Below are 14,626 nucleotides of genomic sequence, written 5' to 3'. Positions count from 1 at the left end.
CGCGCAAACACACTCCCCTATCTTAGCCGTACTGCAAGCGTCCGCTCTGACCATGAAAAGAATGAATGCTCGAGCCCGGCTAGCCTTGCTCGCTCAGCAGACGACCGTTCGTGCAGGTGTAGTCACCGGCCGTCTGACCGGTCACCGACTTCGACAGGACAGCACCGGGCGCTTCCGTGGCCACGGGCGCCTCGGTGACCGCCGGATCGGCTGCCACGGAAGGATCAGTGGTCGCGGCCGGGGCTGGAGCCGCTTCGACGGGAGCGTTCGGATCGGCCACGGTGCCGCTGCCGGTGGTTCCACTCAGGGCCAGCGGCTCATCGGCAGCGACCGCCTCGAACAGGTCGTTGAAAGCCGGTTGACTGGCCTTGACCCCGCCCGCCACGCTACCGGTGGGCACCTGGGCGAAGACGACCTGATTGAGATCGATGTCCTTGAGCGCGATGGCGATGGATGCGAGGGTGGTGACGCTGTTGAGGCTGTCGGACAAACGCATGTTACCCACGACCGCTTTGGCCAGGCCATACACCTTGGCGGGGTCGGAGAGGGTGTCTGCGCTCTGGATCGTGCGCACGAGCGATGACATGAACAGCTGTTGGTTATTGATTCGGGTCAGGTCGCTGCCATCGCCGAGGCCATGGCGGGTGCGCAGAAATTGCAACGCGTCATAGCCCTCGAGCATGTGCTCACCCGGGTTGAGCATTATTCCGGTGTATTCGTCTTCGATGCGCTCCGCCACGCAGACCGGCACGCCGCCGACGGCGGAGGACATGGCCATGACACCACTGAACTGCGCTTCGGCCGCAAACGGAATGGACAGGCCGGTGAGCTTCTCGACCGTTAGCACCGTGCAGGCGAGGCCACCATAGGTGAGCGTGGTGTTGATTTTTTGGCTGCTCATCGCGGGGAACGAGCCGCCCTCGGGGTCGGGGCAGGAGGGGATGGGGACGTACAGGTCGCGGGGAAAGCTAATGACCGAAGCGTTACTGTGGTCTTCAGAGATGTGCAGCAACATCGTCACGTCATTGAGGTCACCAGTCGAGTCCTCCGGACCAAAAGCTGCGTCCTGCCCAACACGGCTGTCACTGCCGACTATGAGCATGTTCACGCCGCCGTCAATAGCGCCGATCGATGGGACCGGGCCGTTGCTCTCATTGGCGAGGTGCACGCTGGGCTGCACGCTCACTGCGACGTCGTAGGTGGCGATGGCGGCTACGGAGAAGCCGCTGACCAGAACGACAGCCAGGCTGCCGGCAAGAAACTTCGCGACCGTAACGGCAGCATTCGACTTCTTCAGTCGACCGTGACGTGCAACGGTTTTGAGGTTCTGTGCACCGTTCGAGCGGGGGCGAAGCTGGTCGCTCACTCATGTCCTCTCATCGGGTTGCTGGCTGGGCCGGCCTGAGGCGACAGTCTCTGTCCGCCGGTCGTTGTGCATTTCACAGGTGCTGCGGAGGGCGTGGGATTCGAACCCACGAGACATTTCTGCCCACCAGTTTTCAAGACTGGCTCCATCGGCCGCTCGGACAGCCCTCCTGGTTACCCGTGCCCCGCGCCAAAAATGCAACGCGGAAACAATTGGGCGAACTGGCCCGATTCTAGCCGATGGCAGACTGCTCAGGCTGACAGAGCCGGCTGATAAACGGCTGCATGCCGCTCAAAGCGTGCGCAAGACCGTGGCGAGGCCGTCGGCTGTCACGTTGCCGGTGACCTCCGACGCGGCGGCAAGAACGTCATCGGGCGACTCCCCCATGGCTACACCGCGACCGAATTCGGCGGCCCATTGCAGCATGTCGATGTCGTTGCGACCGTCGCCGACGGCCATTACCCGGTCGCGGGGAACACCAACGGACACCCGCACCCGCTCCATCGCCGTGGACTTATTGACGCCGTCTGGCGCGATGTCGAGCCAGGCGGTCCACCCGATGGCGTAGCTGACCCGGTTCAGGCCCATGCGTTCGACCACCTGGAGAAAATCTTCCATGTCGTGGTCGGGTGAGATGACGACCACGCGGGTTGCCTGGTGCTTCAGAAGCTCCTCGAAATCGACCCGTTCACTATCCATACCGATAGTGGCATCGGGAATCGGCTCGGTATAGCGGTAGAAGCCGTGCTCGTCTTCGACGGCGAACCGTGCCGACCCGAGGTGCGCGCGAATCGAGGTGAGCACATCGCTCGGGTTGAAGGTTTCGACCCATTCCCGGCGGTAGCCCAAGGGCGCCGAAGCGTCACGGTGCATCGTGATGGCGCCGTTGGAGCAGACCACGTAGCGCGGTGAGATGCCGAGTCGGTCGAGCACCGGCAGTGCTGCTGCGGCGGAACGCCCAGTGGCCAGCATGACCTCGTGTCCAGCAGCGGCAAGCCGGGTGACCTCGTCGATCACGGCCTGACTGATCGAGCCGTCTTCGTGCATCGTGGTCCCGTCGATGTCGAGGGCGACGAGCCACCGCTCGGTCGTTGATACCGTAGTCACTTTGTTCCCTTCGCGGGAATCGGCGTGAGCACCTCGAGGCCACCGAGGTAGGGCCGCAGCGCGCTTGGAATGAGCACCGAACCATCCGCTTGCTGATGCGTTTCGAGCATGGCGACGAGCCAGCGGGTGGTCGCCAGCGTGCCGTTCAGGGTGGCGACGGGCGCGGTCTTACCCGTATCGGTTCGATAGCGGATGTCCAGCCGGCGCGCCTGGTAGGTGGTGCAGTTGCTCGTGCTGGTGAGCTCGCGGTATGCGTTCTGGGTGGGCACCCAGGCCTCGATGTCGAACTTGCGCGCGGCGCTCGAGCCGAGGTCACCGGCAGCGACGTCGATCACCCGGTAACTGAGGCCGAGCGACTGCAGCATGCCCTCCTGCAGCGCGACGAGGCGATCGTGCTCGGCTTCGGCGTTCTCGGGCAGCACGTAGGTGAACATTTCAAGCTTGTTGAACTGGTGTACGCGAATGATGCCGCGGGTGTCTTTTCCACCCGAGCCGGCCTCACGGCGATAGCAGGTGGACCAGCCGGCGTAACGCAAGGGCTCTTCGGAGAGGTCGAGGATCTCATCTTTGTGGTACCCGGCGAGCGCGACCTCGCTCGTGCCGGTGAGATAGAGGTCGTCGGCCGGCAGATAGTAGACCTCGTCATTGTGTTCGCCGAGAAAGCCGGTGCCGTCCATGATCTCTGGACGCACCAGGGTCGGCGTGATTAGCGGCACGAAGCCGGCTTCGAGCGCCCGGTCCAGCGCCATGTTCATGAGGGCGATCTCGAGACGGGCGCCGATGCCCTTCAAGAAGTAGAAGCGGGTTCCGGACACCTTGGCGCCGCGGGCCATGTCTATAGCGCCGAGCAGTTCGCCGAGCTCGAGGTGGTCGCGCGGCTCAAAGTCGAACACCGGGGCGTCGCCGTGGGTGCGTAGAGTCGCGAAGTTTTCTTCGGCGCCGGCCGGAACTCCGTCGATGATGGGGTTTGCGATGGTTCTAACGACCGTGGTGAAACGGGCATCGGCATCGCCGGCAGTGACTCCGGCGGCTTTCACCTCGGCGGCGAGAATTTGCGCTTCGGCGACGAGCGCCTTCTTCTCAGCGCCAGGTGCCGAAGCTACCCGCTTGCCAAACAGATTCTGCGCGGCGCGCAGGTCTTCGAACGCCGTGATGGTCGATCGCCGTTCCGCGTCGGCGGCAAGCGCGGCATCGACCGCCTCAACGGAGTCGCCGCGAGCCTCCTGCGAACGCTTGAAGAGGTCAGGGTTTTCGCGTAACAGCACCGGATCAATCACCCGGCCAGTCTACAAGCGCCTTCCGTCGGGCAATCTCGAGGCCAACCCAGTAGCCTAAATCTCGTGAGCGCCTCCGAGAACCTGGCCCAGCACGCCGCCGTCGTCTACAACCCGGTCAAGGTCGACCTCGCCAGGTTGCGGGCGAGCGTGGGCGCAGCGGAACGGTCGGCCGGCTGGGGTTCGACGCAATGGTTTGAAACGACCATCGACGATGTCGGTCAGGCAGCCACGAAACGGGCCCTCGATGCCGACGCTGCCATGGTCGTCTCGGCCGGCGGCGACGGCACGGTGCGGGCCGTCGCAGAGGCGCTTCGTGAATCGGGCGTACCGATGGGCATCGTGCCATCGGGTACCGGCAATCTGCTCGCCCGCAACCTACTGCTGCCACTAGGTAACATCGACGCCGCAGCGTCGATCGCGTTCGGCGGTGTGGACAAGCCCATCGACCTCGGCGTCGCTTTCCTGACCACCAAAGCCGGCGCGGTGGAGGAACACGTCTTCCTGGTCATGGCCGGGCTCGGCCTCGACGCACAGATGATCGCCAATACCCGCGACGATCTCAAGAGGCAAGTGGGCTGGCTCGCCTACATCCACGGGGTAGCGCGAGCGCTTCCGAAAGCGCGGCCGTTTCGCATCCGCTACAGCGTTGCCGGACGCGTCGACCGGCCGGCGCAGGTGAGCGCCATTCTCGTTGCCAACTGCGGGCTGCTGCCGGGCAACCTGCAGTTTCTGCCCGATGCGCGGCTCGACGACGGCATTCTGGACATTGCCGTGCTGCAGCCCAAGGGCGTGCTCGGCTGGCTGACCATCTGGCGGCGGGTGACCTGGGAGAACGGGGTATTGCGCCGCTCGGCGGTGGGCCGACGCATGATTGCGGCGACGGAGTCTTCGAATGAGCGAGTGATGACGACCCTGCGCGGGCCGGATATTCGCATTGCGCTCGAGCACGCGCAGGATTTCGAACTCGACGGCGATGAGTACGGCCTGGTGCAGAAGGTACGTTTGCACGCCGATGCCGGCGCGCTCATTGTGCGCGTGTCGGCCTGAGTCAGATAGCTGAGCGGCTATCGGCGCGACGATCGGGAACGCCACCGCAGGGCGTGGAAGAACAGCAGGCCCACGATGGTGACCAAACCCGTGGAGATCATGGCGGGCGCGACAGTGTAGATCAACTGCTGCATCACCATCTCCATCGGCATCTCCGGACTCGAGGATCCCGCGAAGCCCGAGCTGAAATAGGTGGAAGTGATCGTGCGCGCCTGCAGGGTAATCCCAGCGATAATGAGGGCTGGCCCCATAATCCACAGGGCAATGATGAACGGATTATGCGGCTCGAAATGGTCGAGGGGCTCGTCGTCGTCGACTGCACCGTCTGCAGGCACAGGGATCGCGCCCGAGTTGCGCCCGTCTGTACCGACGGATGCTTCTGGCTCGGTGGAAGAGGTGGGCGCGAACAGCTCGGTCATCGCCGCGCTATCGGCATCCGCCGACTCACCGGGCTCGTAGCCGCGCTGATAGCGGGCATCGTGCTTGGGGTCAAAGCGCGGCGCGGTCATTTGGTGGGCTCCCCCGCGATCAGGCCGCGCAACCAGTCGCGAGCCTCGATGAAGATGCCGTCGTCGTAGCGGGAGGTGAACTCGATCTTGCGCTGGTCCGCGCGCGGATAGGATCCGAGAAAAATCACCTTCGGGCTGAAGCGACGAAGTCCGAGCAGGGCGTCAGCCACGCGCTCATCAAGAATATGACCGTCGGCGTCGACGACGAAGCGGTAGCGGCCGAGGGAATCCCCGATCGGCCGAGACTGGATGAGGCTGAGGTTCACGCCGCGGGTGGCGAACTGTTCGAGCATGTCGAGCAGGGCGCCGGAGCGGTCACTCGGCAGCTCGATGATGAGGCTGGTCTTGTCTGCTCCGGTCGGAGCGGTGAGTTCAGCGGTGCGGCCCACCAGCACGAACCGGGTCACCGCGTTCGGGTTGTCACCGATCTCTGACGCCAGAACCACGAGGTCGTGGTGCTTGTCAATGCCAGGCGGGGCGATCGCGGCATCCGCTTGATCATTGTCTAAAAGGGCAGAGGCGGCGGCGACGTTGCTCGACGCTGGGATGTGACCGTGGCTCGGCAGGGCGCGCTCAAGCCAGTTGCGGCACTGCCCATAGGCGACCGGATGCGCGTTGATGACGCGCACGTCGCCCAGGGTCGTGCCGGGGCGGGCGACCAGCACGAAGTTCACCGGTACGAGGTATTCGCCGATGATGCGCAAATTCGGCACGCTCGCGAGGGCATCCTGCGTGGCCGTCACACCGCCGTCGACCGAATTCTCGATGGCGATCATTGCTGCCAGGCTGCGGCCGCTCACGACGTCGGCGAAGGCCTCGCTCACATTGTTGACCGGACGCCAGATCTGGCCGCGAGCGCCTGGCACCTGAGCGAGAGCAGCTTCGGTAAAGGTGCCGGCCGGGCCGAGATAGCTGTAAGTCTGTGTCGGCGCTTTGGTCTGGGGCGGATTCGGCGAGTCGGGCATGGCTGACAGCCTACTGGGGATGCCAGACTGTGCTCATGAGCGAACGTGCGGGCACTCGAGCCCTGGAATCTGACCTGATCGACGTTGATGGGCTGGTCAAGGCCTATTACGACCTGAAGCCGGATGTCACGGTGCCGGCCCAGCGGGTAGTCTTCGGCACCTCCGGACATCGCGGCAGTTCACTGAACACCGCGTTCAACGAGAATCACATCAGCGCCACAACGCAAGCCATCGTGGAATATCGCGCCGGTCAGGGCATCACCGGCCCGCTCTTCATCGGCACTGACCCGCACGCCCTAAGCGGCCCGGCCTATACGACCGCCCTCGAAGTGCTCGTCGCCAACGGCGTGCGCGCGCTCGTTGACGAGTTCGACGACTACGTGCCCACCCCGTCCCTGTCGCACGCGATTTTGGCCTACAACCGCGCCGAGCACGGCGACCTGGCCGACGGCATTGTGGTCACCCCGAGCCACAACCCACCGATGGACGGCGGCTTCAAGTACAACCCACCGCACGGCGGTCCGGCCGACAGCGATGCCACCTCGTGGATCGCCAACCGAGCCAACGAGCTCATCGCTAATGGTCTGGCCGGCGTGCTGATGAGCGAACCCAGCGCCCTGGAAACCTACGATTTTCGTGGCAACTACGTGAACGACCTCGAGAACATCATCGACATGCAGGCCATCCGCACCAGCGGAATCCGCATCGGGGCCGACCCACTCGGCGGCGCGAGCGTGGGCTACTGGGGCGCCATCCGCGACCGCTACGAAATCGACCTCGTCGTGGTCAACCCAAAGGTCGACCCAACCTGGCGTTTCATGACCCTGGACTGGGATGAGAAGATCCGGATGGATCCCTCGAGTGCGTCTGTCATGGCATCCGTTGTCGCGCACAAGGATGAGTACGACATTCTCACCGGCAACGACGCCGACGCCGACCGGCACGGCATCGTCACACCCGACGGTGGCCTGATGAACCCGAACCATTTTCTGGCCGTCGCCATCGACTACCTCTACAGCCACCGCGAAGGCTGGAAGCCCGACGCCGCGGTCGGTAAAACCCTCGTCTCATCGACGATGATCGACCGGGTGACCGGCTTTCTCGGCCGCGACCTGTGGGAGGTGCCGGTTGGCTTCAAGTGGTTCGTTCCGGGCCTCATCGACGGTTCGGTGGCTTTCGGCGGCGAAGAGAGCGCCGGAGCGAGCTTCGTGCGTTTCGACGGCACCGTCTGGACCACCGATAAGGACGGCATTCTGCTGGCCCTGCTCGCCTCCGAGATTCTCGCGGTGACCGGCAAGACCCCCTCGCAGCGCTATGCCGAGCTCGCCGAGCACTTCGGCGCTCCTTCCTATGCCCGAGTGGATGCCGCGGCCACGCCCGCGCAGAAGGCCGCCTTGGCAAAACTCGACGGCTCGATGATCGCGGCCACCGAATTGGCCGGCGAGAAGATCACCGGCGCCTTCAGCGTCGCTCCCGGCAACGGCGCTGCCATCGGTGGCGTCAAGGTGACGACCGAGAATGCCTGGTTCGCGGCCCGGCCGAGCGGCACCGAAGATGTCTACAAGATCTACGCCGAGTCTTTCCTCGGATATGAGCACCTGGCTCAGGTCCAACTGGAGGCCAAAGCCATCGTCGACGCCGCGATCGCCTAGGGCACACTCCAGTAGTAGGCCGTTCCCCCCGGGTGATCCACAGTGATTGCCGTGTCGACCGAGCGATAGTCGGAATCCAAGGTGTGCCCGGCAAAGAAGATCGAAACAGTGTCGCCGACCTTTTCGACCTTGGTGACAATGCCGGTGTGGTCGCGATCGCCGGTGTTGTCCCAATCGAATTGCGCGATATCACCGACCTTGACCTGGTCACGCTGCTGATCGGTCAACGCGGTGGCTTTGCCGGTCTGCGCAATGTACTTCATGAAGGCGGTGGAGCTGCGCCAGGCCACTGTCGAGTCGTACGCGTTGCCGTTCTTCGCACTAGACCAGACAGCGTCCATGGTCCAGCCGCGGGCGATCATGGCCTGGCTGGCAAAGTTGACGCAGTCATTCTCGCCGAGCACTCCCCACTCTGCCAAGTTGTAGTTTTCGACGCTCCAGTGCGCAAGGAGATAGTCCACCTGGGCCGTGACGGCGGCGCTCACCACCGGTGCTGCCGCGACCGGCGCCGCAGCGGCAGACTCGGTGGGGGTGGGGCGAGCCGGTTGATCCGTTGCGGCGGCATCCGTTGGCTGCACAGTCTTAGCAGGGTCGGCGGAACCCTCGAGGGCCTGCACGACGAGCGCGGTCGCGCCGACTGCCAGCACGGCTCCGGCGGCCGACGTGAGGCCGAGTAGCTGCCACCGGGTCAACTGCACTGTGTACTCACTTCGATTTTTCTGTAAACGGTGGACTGCCTAAGCATTGAAGGCGGCACTGAGGTAGAGCCCGATCGCCGCGAGGGCGATGAGCACTCCGACGATGATGACGCCGATCAAAAACCGGCGGCGGAGACGGCGCTGGTCGGCCTCCGTGGGTTCGTTGTTCTGCAGCATGATTCGAGCTTAGCCGCGACGAATATCAGAGTTCTGGATGCCGCGTGCACAATTGCGGAGATTTCTTGCACAAACTTCGGTTCCACGCGATTGCAGGCCATTGTCGACCGGATGTCCGCACTGAGGCACGCGGGTTTCACAGTCAAAACGTTGATTCAATGCTGCACGGCAGGATAGCGTGACGGCATGTCGCAGACCGAACCCACACCGTTCACCTGGCCGCACGGATTTCTCTGGGGGTCGGCGACGGCCGCCGCGCAGATCGAGGGTGCCGGCCACGCCGGCGGCAAAGAAGACTCAATCTGGGACGCGTTCGCGCGGGTTCCGGGCACCATCGCAGGCGGTGACGACCTCGAGACCGCCGTGGATCATTACCACCGGATGCCTGCCGACGTGGCGCTCATGGCCTCCCTCGGCCTCGACTCCTACCGTTTTTCCACCAGCTGGGCGCGGGTGCGCCCGGGCGACCGCGCCGTGAACCAGGAGGGGCTCGACTTCTATTCCCGACTGGTCGACGAACTGCTCGGCGCCGGTATTCTGCCCTGGCTCACCCTGTATCACTGGGACCTGCCGCAGGCCCTAGAGGAGAAGGGTGGCTGGGCCAACCGCGATACGGCCTACCGTTTCGTCGACTACGCAACGGATGTCTACTCCGCCCTCGGAGATCGGGTCACCCACTGGACAACCTTCAACGAACCGTTCTGCTCATCGCTGCTCGGCTATGGATCGGGCGTGCACGCCCCGGGCCACCAGGACGGCCGGGCGGCGATCGCTGCTGTGCACCACCAGCACCTCGCGCACGGGCTCGCGGTCAATGCGCTGCGCTCAGCGGGCGCCCAGAACCTCGGGATCACGCTCAACCTCACCAATGCTGTGCCGCGCGATGCCACCGACCCGGCCGACGAGGAGGCGGCCCGGCGGCTCGATTCGCTCGCGAATCGCATCTTTCTCGACCCGCTGCTGCGTGGTGCCTACCCCGAGGACACCCTGCGCGACCTGGAGCCGTTCGGACTCGCCGAGGTCATCCACTCGGACGACCTGGAGATCATCGCCGCCCCGCTCGATTTTCTCGGCGTCAACCACTACCACGACGACCTCGTGAGCGGGCATGTGGATGCCTCTGCTGGCGACTCTCACGCCGGCGGCGCTGCGCGTTCGGCCGGGTCGCCGTGGATCGGATCCGAATACATCATCTTTCCCAGCCGCGGACTGCCGCGCACCGCCATGGAATGGGAGGTCAACCCCGACGGACTGCGCCTCCTGCTCGTGCGGCTCGGCACGGAGTACGACCGGCTCCCGCCGCTCTATGTCACCGAGAACGGCGCCGCCTACGACGACGTGGTGAGCGCCGATGGCGCCGTGCACGACGCCGAACGCACGGAGTACATCGTGGCGCATATCAACAAGGTGGGTGAGGCCATCGCGGCCGGCGCCGACGTGCGCGGGTACTTCGTCTGGTCGCTGCTCGACAACTTCGAGTGGTCCTATGGCTACGAGAAGCGCTTCGGAATCATACGGGTTGACTACGACACCCTCGAGCGCACGGTGAAAGACAGTGGACGCATGTTTGCCGAGCATTTACGGGCGGCACACGCGGGGTGAGTGGCCTCAGGCGAGCGCATGCTGCCAGCGGGCTAACGCAGCTGCGGAACCACCTCGGTGGCGAGCCAGGAGAGGTGGTCGAGGTCGTAGAGATCCATGATCTGCAGGTAAACGCACTCGACACCGGAGTCGGCAAGGGTGCCGAGCCGGTCGGCGATCTCGGAGGCGGTGCCGGCCAAGCCATGTTCGCGAAGCTCGCCCGGCTCGCGGCCGACCGCGGCAGCCCGGCGTGTGAACGCGGCCTCGTCGTGGCCACCGACGGCGATCAATGCGGCCGAATAGGTCAGCTCGGCCGGGTTACGGCCGATGGCCTCGCAAGCCGCCCGCACGCCGTCGAACTTTGCCGCGATGTCGGCGAAGTCGGGAAAGGGCAGATTGAACTCGGTCGCGAACCGGGCGGCAAGTTTGGGGGTGCGCTTGGCGCCGCCGCCACCAACGATCACCGGCACCCGCGCCTGCACCGGCTTCGGCAGCGCCGGGGAATCGACCAAGGTGTAGTGCTCGCCGGCAAAGTCGTAGCGCTGCCCGACCGGCGTGTTCCAGAGACCCGTGACCACCTCGAGCTGCTCCTCGAGCATGCCGAATCGCTTGGCCGGAAACGGAATGCCATAGGCGAGGTGCTCCTGCTCGAACCAGCCGGTGCCGAGGCCGAGTTCCACCCGGCCGCCCGACATCTGGTCGACCTGCGCCACCTGGATAGCGAGAATGCCCGGCGGTCGATAGGTCACCGACGAGACGAGGGTACCCAAGCGGATGCGCTTCGTCTCGCGCGCCAGCCCGGCCAGGGTGGTCCAGGCATCCGTCGGGCCGGGCAGGCCGTCACCATCACCCATGGCCTGGTAGTGGTCACTGCGGAAGAAGGCGTCGAAGCCGAGCCGCTCGGTGGCCTGGGCGACGGCCAGGATGTCGTCGTAGGTCGCACCCTGCTGGGGCTCGGTGAAAATGCGGAATTTCATAAGTTCTCCTCTATAGAAAGTCGACGCCCGGCACCGGCGCGAATCGGGCGCGCATCACATCGAGGGCCTCCCGGTTCTGGTCGATGAGCACGAATCGTCGGTCGAGCGCGGCCGCGACCGCACCGGTGGTGCCGCTGCCGGCGAAGAAGTCGAGCACCCAGTCACCCTCGCGGCTGGAGGCCTGGATGATGCGGCGCAGAATTCCAATGGGTTTCTGCGTGGGGTAGCCGGTCTTCTCCTTGCCGGTGGGCGAGACGATCGTGTGCCACCAGACATCCGTCGGCAGTTTTCCCTTGGCCACTTTTTCGGGCGTGACGAGGCCCGGCGCCATGTACGGCTCGCGGTCGACGGTAGTGGAGTCGAAGTAATACCGGGCCGGATTCTTCACATAGACCAGAATTGTGTCGTGTTTGGTGGGCCATTTGTTCTTGGATTTCGCACCGTAGTCGTAGGCCCAGATGAGCTCGTTGAGAAAACATTCCCGGCCAAACAGGGCGTCGAGCAACACCTTGGCATAGTGCGCTTCGCGGTAGTCGAGGTGCAGGTAGAGCGTGCCGTCGTCGGCCAGCAGGCGCCAGGCCTCGATCAGACGCGGCTCCAGAAAAGCCCAATAGTCTTCGAACTGATCGTCGTAACCGAGCAGGTCACCCTTGATTCGCTCATAACGCTGACCTTTGAATCCCGTGATCGTGCCGGCCGCGTGCGAGCCGTCGGTGAAGACCGACCGTACGGAGGTGGTGCTCTGCCGTTTCTGCGACCGGCCGGTGTTGAATGGCGGGTCGAGGTAGATCAGGGTGAAGGCGCCATCAGGCAGGCCCGGCAGCACGTCGAGGTTGTTGGCGTGGATGACACGGCTCGGGCTGGTCGGTGTCCACGCGTTTGGCATATGTCCATTCTTTCAGCCTGCGCACCGCTCATCGGCCTAGTCTGTCGGGATGACTGCTGAATCGACGACCATCCACTCGCAGAATCTGGCCGATGCCGGGGCTGTGGAAGTACGCCACGAACCTGGACAGAGCCGCTATACGGTGTGGCTCGACGGCGAGGCCGTGGGACTGGCCGATTACACCACCACGTCGACGGCCGTGCATTTCACCCACACCGAGGTCGATCCGGCACAACGCACGCACGGCCTCGCCAGCATTCTGGTCGAGCAGGCGCTCGACGACGTGCGCCTTCGCACCGATCTCGCCGTCGTGCCGGAGTGCTCCTACGTGGCGCACTGGATCGACACCCACGCCGATTATCAGGACCTGCTGACGCGCGGGCGTTAGCGAATAGCGGATGCTCGCCGCTAGCATCCGCTTTTCGCGGTTTAAGGCACCCGGGTCAGCCAGGCTTCTGTGCTGAATTTGTTCGCGACGAGCTCGGTGGCCTTGGCGTATTCCTCGGCGGTGACGTCACCCTCGCTGGCGCCGTACAGGGCGGTGAAGGTCTCTTTCATACGGTCGATGATCGCCGCGCGGGTGAGGCCGGTCTGACTGCGCAGCGGGTCGACGCGCTTGGCGGCGCTCGTGATCCCCTTATCGCTGAGCTTTTCTCGGCCGATGCGCAGCACCTGCACCATTTTTTCGCCGTCCATGTCGTAACTCATGGTGACGTGGTGGAGCACGGCACCACTTCCGAGACGCTTCTGAGCAGCCCCGCCGATCTTGCCCGCGGGGCTCGTAATGTCGTTGAGCGGCAAGTAGTGCGCGTCAATACCGAGGGATTTAAGAGCGGTGATGACCCATTCGTCGAGAAAAGCGTAGGAGTCGGCGAAGCTCATGCCCTGCACGAGGTCGGTCGGCGCGTAGATGGAATACGTGATGACCGAGCCGGCTTCCATGAACATGGCGCCGCCGCCGCTGATGCGCCGCACCACGGTGAAGCCATACTTGGCGGCATTCTCGGGGTCGACCTCGTTCTTGAGCGACTGAAAACTGCCGATCACGACGGCCGGTTCGTTCCACTCCCAGATACGGAGTGTGGGCTGTCGACGTCCCTCCCCGACCTCGGTCGCGAGTACCTCGTCGAGGGCCATCTGCAGCACGGGCGCGACGGGCTTCTTTGAGTGGATGATCTGCCAGTCGTAATCCCGCCAGGTGCTCGCCTGCGCAAGCGAACGGCGAATCGCCACGGCCACGGCCTCCGGCGAGAAGCCAAGCAGAACAGCACCGCTCGGGAGCGCGCCGCGCACCGTAGCGGCGATTGTGGCCGCCGCACTGCCGGCGGGGAGGCCGGTCACCGCGGAGTCGATGTCTTCAAGGGCATCGTCGGGCTCGAGAAAGAAGTCCCCGGCCAGTCGAAAGTTGGTTATGACATCATCGACGACATCGAGATCGACGACGACCAGTTTGCCGCCCGGAACCTTATATTCACCATGCATACAGTCAGCCTACGGCGGTAAAGCGGTCGTTGAGCCAGTCCACGAGGTCGCCGATGACGTCGTCGCGGTTGATCTCGTTGAAAACTTCGTGCCGACCGCCCGGGTAGACGATCAGGCGCACGTCCCGCAGCCCGGAACGCTGGACGTAGGAGTTCACCAGTTTGAGCGCACTGCGTTCCCCGCCGACGGTGTCGTCACCACCGACGAGCACGAGCATCGGCAGGTCACCGGGCAGGTCGCGCGCCGGTCGGCCGAACAGGCGGGCGGCCTCGCGAATGCCAAACAGCTTCGCGAGCGGCGTCGCCGTGGTGAGCGGGTCGGCCACGAAGGTCGCAGCGACGGCCGGGTCACGGCTGAGCCACTCGACCCCGGTCGTGCCGAGCGTCTTGTGCTTGCGGTTCAGGTCCCCGCCATCGAGGTAGCCGGGCCACCGGTAGGCGGTTCCGGAGAGCACGATGGCGTCGTACTCGGCCGCGTGCGCGTTTACGATCATCTGCACCATGAACGATCCCCAGCTGTGGCCGAGCAGCACGAGTGGCAGGGTCGGCTGCTCTGAGCGGATGATTCCACTCAGCTGGTAGACGCCGGCTACTGCCGCGCGCAGCCCCCCGGCGCCGAGCCGACCCAACTTGGTATGATCGCCGCCGTGCTGGGCGAGTCCGGTCTGGCCGTGGCCGAGGTGGTCATCGGCGTAGACCGTATAACCGGCCCGATTGAGGTCGGCGGCGAGCGCCGCGTAGCGCTGGGCGTGTTCGCCGACACCGTGGGCAAGCTGAATCACGGCTCGGGGGGCAGGGACCGGCCACACGTAGTAGGTAATAACCAGGCCAGAGGCATCCGTGTATGTGGGCACGAGGCTAGTCTGCCCCGTTGGAGGCCGCACGCTCAAAATAATAATGTAC

The 14,626-nt window shown here is 64.6% G+C and carries 15 protein-coding genes and 1 tRNA gene; 4 read left to right on the top strand and 12 right to left on the bottom strand.

Going from position 1 to position 14,626, the window contains the following annotated elements; genetic code table 11:
- Positions 1 to 79: 79 nt before the first annotated feature.
- The 4 genes from CXY70_RS06025 to serS all read right to left on the bottom strand — a co-directional run bounded on the left by CXY70_RS06025 (position 80) and on the right by serS (position 3,750).
- Positions 80 to 1,366, bottom strand: a complete 1,287-nt coding sequence (locus tag CXY70_RS06025; RefSeq protein WP_104191473.1) for an LCP family protein — start codon at positions 1,364 to 1,366, stop codon at positions 80 to 82.
- Positions 1,367 to 1,451: 85 nt separating this feature from the next.
- Positions 1,452 to 1,536 (bottom strand) — tRNA-Ser (locus tag CXY70_RS06020).
- 121 nt (positions 1,537 to 1,657) lie between these two features.
- Entirely contained in the window at positions 1,658 to 2,473 is an 816-nt protein-coding gene (locus CXY70_RS06015) for an HAD family hydrolase (RefSeq protein ID WP_104191472.1), read from the bottom strand.
- Positions 2,470 to 3,750 carry a serine--tRNA ligase gene (gene serS, locus CXY70_RS06010; RefSeq protein ID WP_104191471.1) on the bottom strand — a complete coding sequence of 427 codons (1,281 nt, stop codon included), beginning with the start codon at positions 3,748 to 3,750 and terminating at the stop codon, positions 2,470 to 2,472. The genes CXY70_RS06015 and serS overlap by 4 nt, the downstream gene beginning before the upstream one ends.
- Positions 3,751 to 3,813: 63 nt before the next feature.
- Between serS and CXY70_RS06005 the strand changes: the two genes are divergently transcribed.
- Positions 3,814 to 4,797, top strand: coding sequence for a diacylglycerol kinase family protein (locus CXY70_RS06005; RefSeq protein ID WP_104191470.1), 984 nt, complete (start codon positions 3,814 to 3,816; stop codon positions 4,795 to 4,797).
- A gap of 17 nt (positions 4,798 to 4,814) precedes the next feature.
- On the opposite strand, the gene CXY70_RS06000 is transcribed toward CXY70_RS06005, so the two are convergent.
- Complete coding sequence (locus tag CXY70_RS06000) at positions 4,815 to 5,306, bottom strand: hypothetical protein (RefSeq protein ID WP_104191469.1); 492 nt, start codon at positions 5,304 to 5,306, stop codon at positions 4,815 to 4,817.
- Positions 5,303 to 6,271 carry a prephenate dehydratase gene (gene pheA, locus CXY70_RS05995; RefSeq protein WP_104191468.1) on the bottom strand — a complete coding sequence of 323 codons (969 nt, stop codon included), beginning with the start codon at positions 6,269 to 6,271 and terminating at the stop codon, positions 5,303 to 5,305. Before pheA ends, CXY70_RS06000 begins: the two co-directional genes overlap by 4 nt.
- A gap of 35 nt (positions 6,272 to 6,306) precedes the next feature.
- On the opposite strand from pheA, the gene pgm reads away from it, so the two are divergent.
- On the top strand, positions 6,307 to 7,923 hold the full coding sequence (pgm, locus tag CXY70_RS05990) for a phosphoglucomutase (alpha-D-glucose-1,6-bisphosphate-dependent) (protein ID WP_104191467.1): 1,617 nt from the start codon (positions 6,307 to 6,309) through the stop codon (positions 7,921 to 7,923).
- Here the strand turns inward: pgm and CXY70_RS05985 are convergent.
- Positions 7,920 to 8,615, bottom strand: a complete 696-nt coding sequence (locus CXY70_RS05985) for an amidase domain-containing protein (protein ID WP_158250923.1) — start codon at positions 8,613 to 8,615, stop codon at positions 7,920 to 7,922. The genes pgm and CXY70_RS05985 overlap by 4 nt on opposite strands.
- 45 nt (positions 8,616 to 8,660) lie before the next feature.
- Positions 8,661 to 8,798, bottom strand: a complete 138-nt coding sequence (locus CXY70_RS17755) for a hypothetical protein (protein WP_158250922.1) — start codon at positions 8,796 to 8,798, stop codon at positions 8,661 to 8,663.
- A gap of 186 nt (positions 8,799 to 8,984) precedes the next feature.
- Between CXY70_RS17755 and CXY70_RS05980 the strand changes: the two genes are divergently transcribed.
- On the top strand, positions 8,985 to 10,400 hold the full coding sequence (locus CXY70_RS05980) for a GH1 family beta-glucosidase (RefSeq protein WP_104191465.1): 1,416 nt from the start codon (positions 8,985 to 8,987) through the stop codon (positions 10,398 to 10,400).
- 32 nt (positions 10,401 to 10,432) lie between these two features.
- Here the strand turns inward: CXY70_RS05980 and CXY70_RS05975 are convergent, their stop codons facing one another.
- Positions 10,433 to 11,356 carry an LLM class F420-dependent oxidoreductase gene (locus CXY70_RS05975; protein WP_104191464.1) on the bottom strand — a complete coding sequence of 308 codons (924 nt, stop codon included), beginning with the start codon at positions 11,354 to 11,356 and terminating at the stop codon, positions 10,433 to 10,435.
- Positions 11,357 to 11,366: 10 nt separating this feature from the next.
- Positions 11,367 to 12,242, bottom strand: a complete 876-nt coding sequence (locus tag CXY70_RS05970; RefSeq protein WP_104191463.1) for a site-specific DNA-methyltransferase — start codon at positions 12,240 to 12,242, stop codon at positions 11,367 to 11,369.
- A gap of 49 nt (positions 12,243 to 12,291) precedes the next feature.
- On the opposite strand from CXY70_RS05970, the gene CXY70_RS05965 reads away from it, so the two are divergent.
- Entirely contained in the window at positions 12,292 to 12,630 is a 339-nt protein-coding gene (locus CXY70_RS05965; RefSeq protein ID WP_104191462.1) for a GNAT family N-acetyltransferase, read from the top strand.
- A gap of 41 nt (positions 12,631 to 12,671) precedes the next feature.
- Here the strand turns inward: CXY70_RS05965 and CXY70_RS05960 are convergent, their stop codons facing one another.
- Positions 12,672 to 13,724: a biotin/lipoate A/B protein ligase family protein gene (locus CXY70_RS05960; protein WP_104191461.1), complete on the bottom strand. Its 1,053-nt coding sequence runs from the start codon at positions 13,722 to 13,724 to the stop codon at positions 12,672 to 12,674.
- A gap of 4 nt (positions 13,725 to 13,728) precedes the next feature.
- Complete coding sequence (locus CXY70_RS05955) at positions 13,729 to 14,577, bottom strand: alpha/beta fold hydrolase (RefSeq protein ID WP_104191460.1); 849 nt, start codon at positions 14,575 to 14,577, stop codon at positions 13,729 to 13,731.
- Positions 14,578 to 14,626: the final 49 nt, after the last annotated feature.

The sequence above is a fragment of the Cryobacterium sp. Y82 genome (assembly GCF_002929495.1).
GTDB lineage: Bacteria > Actinomycetota > Actinomycetes > Actinomycetales > Microbacteriaceae > Cryobacterium > Cryobacterium serini.
This window is presented reverse-complemented; position numbering and strand designations above follow the sequence as displayed.

What these genes read in the sequence shown, in the direction of transcription:
- CXY70_RS05960 (WP_104191461.1), bottom strand. Translation starts at nt 13,724, where the DNA reads ATGCATGGTGAATATAAGGTTCCGGGCGGCAAACTGGTCGTCGTCGAT.
- CXY70_RS06000 (WP_104191469.1), bottom strand. Translation starts at nt 5,306, where the DNA reads ATGACCGCGCCGCGCTTTGACCCCAAGCACGATGCCCGCTATCAGCGC.
- CXY70_RS05980 (WP_104191465.1), top strand. Translation starts at nt 8,985, where the DNA reads ATGTCGCAGACCGAACCCACACCGTTCACCTGGCCGCACGGATTTCTC.
- CXY70_RS05970 (WP_104191463.1), bottom strand. Translation starts at nt 12,242, where the DNA reads ATGCCAAACGCGTGGACACCGACCAGCCCGAGCCGTGTCATCCACGCC.
- CXY70_RS05975 (WP_104191464.1), bottom strand. Translation starts at nt 11,356, where the DNA reads ATGAAATTCCGCATTTTCACCGAGCCCCAGCAGGGTGCGACCTACGAC.
- pheA (WP_104191468.1), bottom strand. Translation starts at nt 6,271, where the DNA reads ATGCCCGACTCGCCGAATCCGCCCCAGACCAAAGCGCCGACACAGACT.
- CXY70_RS05965 (WP_104191462.1), top strand. Translation starts at nt 12,292, where the DNA reads ATGACTGCTGAATCGACGACCATCCACTCGCAGAATCTGGCCGATGCC.
- pgm (WP_104191467.1), top strand. Translation starts at nt 6,307, where the DNA reads ATGAGCGAACGTGCGGGCACTCGAGCCCTGGAATCTGACCTGATCGAC.
- CXY70_RS17755 (WP_158250922.1), bottom strand. Translation starts at nt 8,798, where the DNA reads ATGCTGCAGAACAACGAACCCACGGAGGCCGACCAGCGCCGTCTCCGC.